Genomic DNA, 10,813 nt, shown 5'->3' on the forward strand with positions numbered 1-10,813 from the left:
GGGCAGCAGCGGCCTGAGCGCCACGACGAGCACCACGACGGAGGCGGCGAGCACGGCCGCCGCGGCCGCGAGCGGCAGCTCGGAGAGGAGGTTCAGGGCCATGACGGCGAGGGCTGCGGCGACCGACCACGCGATGCGCCCGATGCTCCACGGCACGCGGGCACCGTCGACGCCCGGCAGCGTGGGCGGGACGCGCCGGAGGCTCGGGAGGATCATCGCGAAGGCGGGCAGGGCGACGAGGACCGCGCCGAGGAACACCCAGTGCCAGCTGGCCAGCTCGGAGACGGTGCCGGCGACCACGGGGCCGACGAGGCCGGGCACCACCCAGGCCGCCGCGAACCCGGCGAAGATCGACGGGTGCAGCGCCGGCGGGTACAGCTTCGACACCATCACGTACAGGCCGACGATGACGGCGCCGCTGCCGAGCCCCTGCGCGAGACGGCCGAGCAGCAGCACGATCATGTCGGGCGCGGTCCCGACGATGGCGAGGCCGATCGCGAAGAGGACCATGGAGGCGGTGACCACGACCCGGGGGCCGCTGCGGTCGGCCCAGTTGCCGGCCACCACCATGCCGACGACCCCCGACGCGAGCGGGGCGGCGAAGGCGACCGAGTAGAGCGCCTCGCCGTCGAGCTCGCGCGCGATGATCGGCATCACCGTGGTGATCGCCAGCGACTCGAACGCCGCGATGCCGATCAGGGCCACCATGCCGAGCGTGGCCAGCCGGTACGCCGGCGAGAGCACGCCGCCCGCGGGCAGGGTGCTCTCGGGGGCGGTCGTCATGTCCTCACCCTAGGTGCCGCCTCCGACGCCCGGTCCTCCCGGAGGCGCCCCGCCAGGAGGCGCCCCACCAGGAGGCGCCCCCGGGGATCAGGCCTGCGCGCGGTCGAGCGCCTGGCGCACGTCGGCGAGCAGGTCGGCGACGTCCTCGATGCCGACCGACAGGCGGACGACGGTGTCGGGCACCTCGAGCTCGGTGCCGCGCACGGACGCGTGCGTCATCTCGGTCGGGTAGCCGATCAGCGACTCGACGCCGCCGAGAGACTCCGCCAGCTGGAAGATCTCGGTCGACTCGGCGAAGCGGCGCGCCGCGGCGGCCCCCGCCGTCAACGAGACGGAGAGCATCCCGCCGAAGGCGCTCATCTGGCGGGCGGCCAGCTCGTGCCCCGGGTGCGACTCGAGGCCGGGGTAGAAGACGCGCTCGATCGCGGGGTGCCCCTCGAGCTCGTGCGCGATCGCGAGGGCGTTCGACGAGTGCCGCTCGACGCGCACCGCGAGCGTCTTGATGCCGCGCACCGTCAGCCAGGCCTCCATCGGGGCCGAGACGGCGCCCGCCCCGAACTGCACGAAGCCGATCTTCTCGGCGAGCTCGTCGTCGCGCACGACGACGGCGCCGCCGACCACGTCGGAGTGCCCGCCGATGTACTTGGTCGTCGAGTGCACGACGACGTCCGCGCCGAGGGACAGCGGCTGCTGCAGCGCTGGGGACGCGAAGGTGTTGTCGACGACGACGAGCGCGCCGGCAGCGTGCCCGATCTCGGCGAGCGCCGTGACGTCGCTGACCTTCATCAGCGGGTTGCTCGGGGTCTCGACCCAGAGCACGTCGGTCTCGCCGGGGCGCACCGCGGCCCGGACGGCGTCGAGGTCGGTCATCTCGACGGTCTCGAGGGTGACGCCCCACGGCGTCCAGACCCGGTTCACCAGCCGGTGCGTGCCGCCGTAGACGTCGTTGCCCATCACGACCCGCGAGCCGGGGCGGAGGACGGACCGCAGCAGCGCGTCCTCGGCCGCGAGGCCGGAGGCGAAGCTGAAGGCCGCCGTGCCGCCCTCGAGCGAGGCCAGCAGCTCCTGCAGCGAGTCCCGGGTGGGGTTCGCCGACCGGGCGTACTCGTAGCCGTCGCGGAAGCCGCCGATGCCGTCCTGCACGAACGTGGACGACTGGTAGATCGGCTGCACGACCGCGCCGGTGCGCGAGTCGGGCTCCTGGCCGGCGTGGATGGCCCTGGTCGAGAAGCCGTGGTCGGAGGTGCTCATGGGGTGTCCTTCGTGACGCGGGGAAGCAGGTGCGGGGAGTCTGACGCGTGGTGCTGTACGGAACGGGCGTCAGGAGGAGAGGAAGGCCAGGACGTCGTGGCGCGTGACGACCCCGGCGGGCTTGCCGTCGTCGGTGACGAGCAGCGCGTCGGTGGTCTCGAGCGCGGCGCGCGCGCTCTCGACCGACTCGTTGATCCCGATCAGGGGCAGCGGGGCGCCGACCACGGTCGACAGCGCGTCGCCCATGCTCGCTCCCCCGGCGAAGACCGCCTCCAGCAGCGCCTTCTCCTCGACCGCGCCGACGACCTCGCCGATCACCACGGGGGGCTCTGCGGAGAGGACCGGCATCTGCGAGACGCCGTACGTCGTCATGATGCCGATCACGTCGTGCAGGGTGTCGGACGGGTGCGCGTGCACCAGGGCCGGCAGGGAGCCGGTCTTGGAGCCGAGCAGGTCGCGGACGGTGCGCCCGTCGACGCTGTCGGCGAAGCCGTACGAGCGCATCCAGGCGTCGTTGAAGATCTTGCCGAGGTAGCCGCGTCCGCCGTCGGGCAGCAGCACGACGACGACGTCGTCCGGGCCGAGCTCGCGGGCCACGTCGAGCGCGGCGGCGACGGCGAGGCCGGACGACCCGCCGACCAGCAGGCCCTCCTCGCGGGCGAGACGACGGGTCAGCTCGAACGACCGGGCGTCGGACGCCGCGATGATCCGGTCGACGACGGTGGGGTCGTAGGCGGAGGGCCAGAAGTCCTCGCCGACGCCCTCGACGAGGTAGGGGCGGCCGGTGCCGCCGCTGTAGACGCTGCCCTCGGGGTCGGCGCCGATGATCTGCACGGACCCGCCGGACACCTCCTTCAGGTAGCGGCCCGTCCCGCTGATCGTGCCGCCCGTGCCGACGCCGGCCACGAAGTGGGTCACCTGGCCCTCGGTGTCGCGCCAGATCTCCGGACCGGTGGTCTCGTAGTGGCTCTGCGGGCCGGCGGGGTTCGCGTACTGGTTCGGCTTGAAGGCGCCGGGGATCTCGCGGACGAGCCGGTCGCTCACGCTGTAGTAGGACTCGGGGCTGGACGGCTCGACGGCGGTCGGGGTGACGACGATCTCGGCGCCGTAGGCCTTCAGCACGTTCCGCTTGTCGTCGCCGACCTTGTCGGGCAGCACGAAGACGCAGCGGTAGCCGCGCTGCTGGGCGACGAGCGCGAGGCCCACGCCGGTGTTGCCGCTCGTCGGCTCGACGATGGTGCCGCCGGGCAGGAGGAGGCCGTCCCGCTCGGCCGCGTCGATGATCCGGGTCGCGATCCTGTCCTTCGACGAGCCGCCGGGGTTGAGGTACTCGACCTTGACGAGCACCGTGGCCGTGACGCCCTCGGTGACCTTGTTGAGCTTCACAAGCGGGGTGTCGCCCACCAGGTCGAGGACGGTCTCGGCGTACTTCACAGGTGCTCCTTAGCGTTCCGGATGTCTCCGCCCGACTCTACCGGCGGCCCCCGGCAGATGACGGGGCGAGTCGGGTCGGCTGTGACGGTCTTCCCAGACAGGTGTGGGACAAATCGGTGACGCATCCCCGACACCAGAGGACCCCACCGTGGCCAGCAGCGACAAGAACACCCCCGGATCGAAGCCCGACCCGAGCTCGATGAGCGTGAAGCAGCAGCGGGACGCGCGCCGGCAGGAGAAGGTCGCGGCGCTCAAGCGCGAGCAGGCCAGGTCGAAGCGCAACCGGACCATCGGCATCGTGACCGCCTCCGTCGCGGGCGCCGCCGCGGTCGCCCTGATCGTCACCGTCGTCGTGACGAGCGGCACTCCCCGGGCCGACCGCAGCGAGATCGACGTCGCCGGCGTGCAGACCTGGGACGACCTGACCGCGAACCACGTCACGGGGGCCGTCGACTACGAGATGACTCCCCCGGCCGGCGGCGACCACGCCGCGGTCTGGATGAACTGCGGCGTCTACACCGAGCAGGTGCCGAACGAGAACGCCGTGCACGACCTCGAGCACGGCGCGATCTGGTTCACCTACGACCCTGCCCAGGTCACCGACGAGCAGATCGAGCAGATCACCGACCTCGCGCCCTCCACCTACTCGGTCGTCTCGCCCTACGAGGGCATGGACAGCCCCATGGCCGTCAGCGCCTGGGGCGCCCAGCTGGCCTTCGACGACCCCGCGGCCGACGCCGTCTCCGACTTCGTCACCAAGTACTGGAAGTCGGCGGACGCCCCCGAGCCCGGCGCGCCCTGCACGGGCGGCGTCGACGGCCCCGGCAAGGTGTCGTGACCGACGACCTCCGCAGGGCACACGACCGCGACGAGCGGCACGACGACCTCGACGACGTGACGACCGAGGCGGGCGTTGCCGGCACCTCCTCAGGTCGTCGCCTGCGCCTCGTGATCGCCGCCGCGGTCGCGCTGCTGCTCGTGCTCGGGACGGGCGTCGCCGTGGGGCGGCTCACCTCGTCGGCTCCCGTCGTGCCCGGCACGAACAGCGTCGAGGCCGGGTTCGCCCGCGACATGCAGGTGCACCACGAGCAGGCCGTCGAGATGTCGTTCGCCATCCGCGACCGCTCGACCTCGGACGACGTGCGCACCATCGCCTACGACATCGCCGCGACCCAGTCGCAGCAGGCCGGCCAGATGTACGCCTGGCTCGAGGTGTGGGGCGTGCCCCAGGCTCCCTCCCAGCCGGTGATGACCTGGATGACGCAGCCGACGCTCGACGGGCAGCTGTCCGGGCACGAGCACGGCGGCGCCGCGTCCGGCTCCCCGGCGCCGAGCCACGTGCCCGGAGAGCCGATGCCCGGCCTGGCGACGCCCGAGCAGATGGCCGAGCTGCGGGCCGCCGACGGCGTCGACGCCGAGCGCCTGTTCCTCACCCTGATGATCGACCACCACCTGGGCGGCATCGAGATGGCCCAGGCCGTCCTCGCCCGCAGCGACGACCCTCAGGTCGACGCCTTCGCGAGCGGCATGATCATGACGCAGCAGAGCGACGTCGACGCCATGCGGGCGATGCTCGCCCTCCGCGACTGAACGACGCTCGCCCTCACAGCCAGCGCGGCCCCTGGGCCGACGGCAGGAGCCGCCTGCACCGGCCGACGGCCCGAGCCCAGGAGGCGCGGCGCCGGCCCGTCAGGACGCCAGCTGCCCCTGGGGGCCTCTGGCCTCGCCCGACGCCTCCGCCACCTCGCGCGCGGCGGCACCCCGCCGGTCGATGACCTCGCCCAGCTCCCGCGCCAGGCGAGGCCTCACCCGCACGAGCGCGTCGAGCGTGTCGCCCGGGACGACGAGCACCGCGACCTCGGAGACCGCGACGGCGCGGGTCGTGGTCGGCTGGCGCGTGAGCACCGTCTGCCCCACGAAGTCGCCCCGCTCGACGCGCGACACGGGCAGGACCGCGTCGCCCGGCGTCGGGACCCCGAGGGCCACCGCGCCGCTGAGCACGAAGCGCAGGGCCTCCGGCACGACGCCGAGCGGCAGCACGACCTCGCCCGCGGCGTACCGCTCGAGGCGCACCGAGGGCACGAGGGCAGGCACGTCGTCCGCCGTCACCTGCAGGGTCGGGGCGACGGCCGCGACGGCCTCCTCGATCCGCTCGGGAGTCACGAACGCATCGGTGGTGTCGCCGTCGAGGCCGAGCCCTGCACGGCGCGAGGCGTACCAGAGCCAGCTGCGCAGCGTCGCGAGCGAGGAGCCCTCGTGGGCGGGCCCGCGCACCTCGTACGAGACCTCGTAGGCGGCGCCGCCGAGCGGGACGGCGACCGGCGTCGTGCCGGGCCACAGCTCGGGCAGGCCGCCCGCGACCCTCTGCAGCAGCGCGACGACCTCGGCGGGCGGGTCGTCGGTGGTGAAGGCCACGAGGGCGGTGACGGTGTAGCTGCCGTCGCCGCGGCTGAGGTTGGTGAACGACGAGCCGGCGAGCGACGCGTTCGGGGTGATCTGGATGCCGTTGCCCGTGTCGATGTGCACCGCGCGCCAGTTGACCTGCACGACGCGGCCGCGCACGCCGCCGGCGTCGAGCCAGTCGCCCAGGCGGAACGGCTGCTCGAAGAGCAGCAGCAGCCCGGAGACGACGCTGCCGATCGCGCCCTGCAGCGCGAGGCCGAGGACGATGGAGGTGACGCCCAGGGCCGTGAACAGCCCCGCCACGTCCGTGCCCCAGACCGTGCTGAACAGCACGGCGAGCCCGATGGCGATGAGCACGATGCGGCCGATGTCGACGAAGATCGAGGGGAGCCGGTCGCGCCAGCTGCCCTTCTCGGCGTTCGTGAAGAGAGCGAGATTGACGGCGTTCAGCACGGCGACGATCACGAGGAACCCGAAGGCCGTCGCGGCGACGCGCGTCCAGGTGAAGTCCTCCGAGTCGACGGCGATCGTCACCTGGGCGACCAGGATCGACACGGCGGCCGTCGGCACCACGTAGGTGCGGAGCAGCCGCACGACCCGTGCGCCGGGGTTGCCGCGACGCTGCAGGGTGCTCGCGATCTCGGTGAGCACGATGAGCAGCACCGGCAGCCCGACCACCACAGCGAGCACCGGCCAGAACCACGGCTGCTGCCAGAGCGCCGTCATCAGGCGGCCGGCCGCTCGAGGCGGAAGACGCGCTGTTCGCCCGACTGGGTCGTGACCGTGCCCGAGTCGACCGCCGGCACCCCGTCGCCGATCTTCTGCACGACCCGCTCGGTCGCGTAGATGCCCGCCTGCGACGAGACGTCCTGCACCCGGTGGGCCAGCGTGACGGCGTCGCCCCACATGTCGTAGACCATGCTCGTCCGGCCGACGAGGCCGCTGGTCACCTGGCCGGTGTCGATGCCCGCGCGCAGCGCGACGCGGGACGAGTTCGTCGCGTTGAAGCGCTCGATGATCCCCTGCAGCTCGAGGGTGAAGTCGACCACCCGGCGGGCGTTGTCGATGCGGGGCACCGCGAGCCCGCAGCTGGCGAGGTAGCCCTGCTGGCTGCTCCGCACCTTCTCGACGCCGAGCCGCTCCGCCGCCTCGTCGAACGACCGCCACAGCCCGTTGAGCAGGGCGAGCCGCTCGCCCGAGCGCATCCCCCGGCTGAAGTCGTCGAACCCTGCGACGTCGGCGTAGACGACCGCGACGTCGGTGTGGTCCTCGGCGATCGTCTCCTCGCCCTCCTTGTAGCGCTTGGCCATCGCCTCCGGCATGAGGGTCAGCAGCAGGCGGTCGTTCTCGCGCCGCTGCTCGTCGATCAGGTCCTGCTTGACCCGGAGGCTGCGGCTCATGTCGTTGAAGGCGCCGCCCAGCTCGCTGAACTCGTCGTGCCCCTTGACGGGCACCTCGACGCCGATCTCGCCCCCGCTGACGCGGTTGACCGCGTGCTGGAGGCGCCGCACCGGCCGGACGAAGACCTGCGCCAGCAGCAGCGAGAGCAGCGACACCACGACGATGATCGCCGCCGTCGAGAGCAGCAGGTTGCGGGTGAACACGTCGACGGGCGCGAACGCCTCGGAGGTGTCGACCTTCGCGACGATCACCCAGTTCAGGCCGTCGACGTCGATGGGCGCGTAGGCCGCCAGGACCTCGTGGCCCAGGTAGTCGGTGTTGACCGTCGTGGCGGTGCGCCCCTGCAGGGCCGCGTCCACGGCGGTGGTCGCGACCGGCTGCAGCAGCACCGAGCTGCCGGTCGCCACCTGGCGCTCGGCGACGTCGGTCGGGGTGCCGTGGTCGACGACGTCGGCGGCGAACGTGTCAGGGTGCTCGATGAGCTCGCGCGAGGTCGAGCGCATGGTCTCGTCCGGCCCGGCGAGGTAGGCCTCGCCCGTCCGGCCGAGGCCCTGGTCGGCCCAGCCCTGGTCGCCCGTCATGACCGAGTCGATGGTCTCGGTCGGCACCTGCACGGCAAGCACGCCGGTGACGTCCGCGCCCGAGCCCACCGGCGAGGCGATCCACGCTGTCGGGACGCCGAGCGACGGGGCGTACGGCTGGAAGTCGGTCGTGAACGACGAGTCGACCGTGTTCGACTCCAGCGCCGTCGCCCAGACGTCGGCGAGCGCCGTCCGCGAGTACGGGCCGTCCTCGACGTTCGTGCCGAGGTCGACTCCGGAGAAGGCCGAGTAGACGACGTCGCCGTCGAGGTCGAGCAGCAGGACGTCCTCGTAGCCGAGCTGGTCGACCATCTCGCGGAAGTAGTCGTGGTGGTCGGCCCGGGCCTGCGACCACGCGCTGCCGTCGTCGGCGACGTCGAGAGCGAGCGAGGCGTCGAAGTCGTCGTCGAAGGGCACCGTGTAGAGCGACTGCAGGTACGTCTGGGCCGGCGAGGTCGGCTCGATCAGCGACGGGTCGGTCGTCGAGCCGGTCGCCTCGTCGAGCCGGGGCACGAACGTGTCCTCGTAGTACGCGGTCACCGCCTGCTGGCGCGCAGGGTCGACGGGCTGCTCGTCGAGCGCGGCGAAGCCGGCGTTGAAGTCGAGCGACGCCTGCGCGGCGCTGTCGTTGCGGCTGTCGAGCACGACGGCCTGCTGGACGCCCGCGAGGGTGCGCTCGACGTCGCGGGCCCGCGACTCGCGGATGCTCGTGACCTGGTCGAACGCCGCCGCACGGAGCGAGTCCCGCCCGTTGACGTAGCCGACGCTGCCGATGACGATCGCGGCCAGGAAGCTGACGGCGAGCAGCATGACGAGCAGGGTCGACTGGATGTCGAGCGAGCCGCGCCCGAACAGGGCCCGCAGCGGCGAGCGCCGCCGAGTCGGTGCGGTCTCGTCGCTGCTGGTGGTGGTGCTGCTGCTGGTCGACACGCGTGGCCTCGTTCCCCCGGCGCCGGCCCTGTGAGCGACCTGACGCAGTCTCAACTCGTCCCCCAACAGATACCACGGCGAGGGCGACCGGTGCACGATCCGTCACGAGTTCGTCACATGCGCTGTCCCCCGAGCGAGTCCCCGGCGTTCGTCGGCCGTCGAGGAGGCGCCGGTCACGTCGTCGACGCCACCTGCTGCCCGTAGAGGTCGGCGTACACGCCGCCGAGGGCGACGAGCTCGTCGTGCGTGCCGCGCTCGACGATCCGTCCGCCGTCGACGACGAAGACGACGTCCGCGTGGCGGACGGTGGAGAGGCGGTGGGCGATGGCGATCGTCGTGCGCCCTCTCGTGGCCGTGTCGAGCGCCTCCTGCACGACCCGCTCGGACACGGTGTCGAGCGCGCTCGTGGCCTCGTCGAGCACCAGCACGGCCGGGTCCTTGAGCAGCACGCGGGCGATGGCGATGCGCTGCTTCTCGCCGCCGGAGAGACGGTAGCCGCGCTCGCCCACCACGGTGTCGTAGCCGTCGGGGAACGACGCGATCGTCTCGTGGATGTTCGCCTGCCGCGCGGCGTCGACCAGCTGGTCGTCGGTGGCGTCCGGACGCGCGTACCGCAGGTTGTCGCCGATCGTCGCGTGGAACAGGTACGTCTCCTGGCTGACGATGCCGATGTTCTCGACCAGCGACTCCTGCCGCAGGTCGCGGACGTCGGTGCCGGCGAAGCGCACGCTGCCGCCCGTCGCCTCGTAGAACCGCGGGATCAGGTACGACACCGTGGTCTTGCCGGCGCCGCTCGGGCCGACGAACGCCGCGAACTGGCCCGGCTCGATGTCGAACGAGACGCCGCGGAGGGTCCGCTGCCCCGGCTCGGCGTCGGGGTAGGCGAACTCGACGTCGTCGAACTCGACGCGGCCGAGCTGCGCCTCGTCGACCGTCGCCGAGGCCCCGCCGTCGGTGATGGCGGGCCGCAGGTCGAGGTACTCGAAGATGCGGGCGAACAACGCGCCGGAGGTCTGCAGGTCGAGCGCCACCCGGAGGAGCCCCATCAGCGGGAACGTCAGCCGGGCCTGCACGGTCGTGAAGGCGACGATCGTGCCGGCGGTGACGGGCACGTCGCGGAGGATGAGCCACGCGGCCACCAGGTAGATCAGCGCCGGGATCACGGACAGGAAGATCTGGACGACGGCGAAGAACCACTGGCCGCTCATCTGCTGGCGCACCTGCAGGCCGATCTGCGTGCGGTTCTCGGCCGAGTAGCGCTCGACCTCGCTGCGCTGCTGGTTGAAGCTCTTCGCGAGCAGGATGCCGCTGACGCTCAGCGCCTCCTGCGTGATCGCCGTCATGTCGGACAGCGACTCCTGCGTCTTGGTCGCGATGCGTGCGCGCACCTGGCCGACGCGGCGCTGCGCCACGACGAGCAGCGGCAGCAGGATGACGGTGACGACGGTCATCTGCCAGCTGAGCACGAGCATCGAGATGAACGCGGCGATCACCGTGACGGTGTTGCCGAGCACGCTCGAGATCGTGTTGCTCAGCACGTTGGCGACGCCGCCGACGTCGTTCTGCAGGCGGGACTGGATGACGCCCGTCTTCGTCCGGGTGAAGAACGCGAGCTCCATGCGCTGGAGGTGCCCGAACAGCCGGATGCGGAGGGCGCCCATCACGCTGTTCCCGACCGTGGCGGTGAGCCAGGTCTGCCAGACGCCGATCCCGGCCGACAGCACCCACAGCCCGATCATCAGGCCGACGAGCTCCATCAGCACCGGCACGTCGGGGCCGCCTGCCGGGAAGAGCCCGCGGTCGAAGGCCTGCTTCGTGAGCAACGGGGGCGCGACGCTGATCGCCGCGCCGACGAGCACCAGCACGACGGTGACGACGAGTGCCCGCCGGTGGGGAGAGAAGAGGCCGCGGATCCGTCGGAACAGGTCGGGGATCTTCGGCGCGGCGGCGTTGGCCGCCTTCTGGGCCGCCGCGTCGCCGCTCGAGACCCGGCCGCCACGGCCGCCGCCTCCGCCCGGCCTGCCGCCGCC

Annotated in this window: 8 protein-coding genes; 2 read left to right on the forward strand and 6 right to left on the reverse strand. The window is 72.4% G+C overall.

Features of this window, described 5'->3' with window-relative positions; genetic code table 11:
* From RWM17_RS08445 to RWM17_RS08455, 3 genes are all read right to left on the reverse strand, one after another.
* Positions 1 to 783, reverse strand: a 783-nt coding sequence (locus tag RWM17_RS08445) for an MFS transporter (RefSeq protein ID WP_314102676.1), incomplete at its 3' end; no start/stop codon positions are given.
* Positions 784 to 870: 87 nt separating this feature from the next.
* Positions 871 to 2,034 (reverse strand): cystathionine gamma-synthase, encoded by a 1,164-nt coding sequence (locus RWM17_RS08450; protein ID WP_314102677.1) that lies wholly within the window; start codon positions 2,032 to 2,034, stop codon positions 871 to 873.
* A 69-nt stretch (positions 2,035 to 2,103) separates the two neighbouring features.
* On the reverse strand, positions 2,104 to 3,468 hold the full coding sequence (locus RWM17_RS08455) for a cystathionine beta-synthase (protein WP_314102679.1): 1,365 nt from the start codon (positions 3,466 to 3,468) through the stop codon (positions 2,104 to 2,106).
* Between the two features lie 148 nt (positions 3,469 to 3,616).
* Between RWM17_RS08455 and RWM17_RS08460 the strand changes: the two genes are divergently transcribed.
* Positions 3,617 to 4,306: a DUF3105 domain-containing protein gene (locus tag RWM17_RS08460; RefSeq protein WP_314102680.1), complete on the forward strand. Its 690-nt coding sequence runs from the start codon at positions 3,617 to 3,619 to the stop codon at positions 4,304 to 4,306.
* Positions 4,303 to 5,058, forward strand: a complete 756-nt coding sequence (locus tag RWM17_RS08465; protein WP_314102682.1) for a DUF305 domain-containing protein — start codon at positions 4,303 to 4,305, stop codon at positions 5,056 to 5,058. The genes RWM17_RS08460 and RWM17_RS08465 overlap by 4 nt, the downstream gene beginning before the upstream one ends.
* Positions 5,059 to 5,157: 99 nt before the next feature.
* On the opposite strand, the gene RWM17_RS08470 is transcribed toward RWM17_RS08465, so the two are convergent.
* From RWM17_RS08470 to RWM17_RS08480, 3 genes are all read right to left on the reverse strand, one after another.
* Positions 5,158 to 6,597, reverse strand: a complete 1,440-nt coding sequence (locus RWM17_RS08470; protein WP_314102684.1) for a mechanosensitive ion channel domain-containing protein — start codon at positions 6,595 to 6,597, stop codon at positions 5,158 to 5,160.
* Positions 6,597 to 8,783 carry an adenylate/guanylate cyclase domain-containing protein gene (locus RWM17_RS08475; RefSeq protein WP_314102686.1) on the reverse strand — a complete coding sequence of 729 codons (2,187 nt, stop codon included), beginning with the start codon at positions 8,781 to 8,783 and terminating at the stop codon, positions 6,597 to 6,599. Before RWM17_RS08475 ends, RWM17_RS08470 begins: the two co-directional genes overlap by 1 nt.
* A 173-nt stretch (positions 8,784 to 8,956) precedes the next feature.
* Positions 8,957 to 10,813, reverse strand: a 1,857-nt coding sequence (locus RWM17_RS08480; protein ID WP_314102688.1) for an ABC transporter ATP-binding protein, incomplete at its 5' end; no start/stop codon positions are given.

The sequence above is a fragment of the uncultured Frigoribacterium sp. genome, assembly GCF_963515265.1.
Lineage (GTDB): Bacteria > Actinomycetota > Actinomycetes > Actinomycetales > Microbacteriaceae > Frigoribacterium.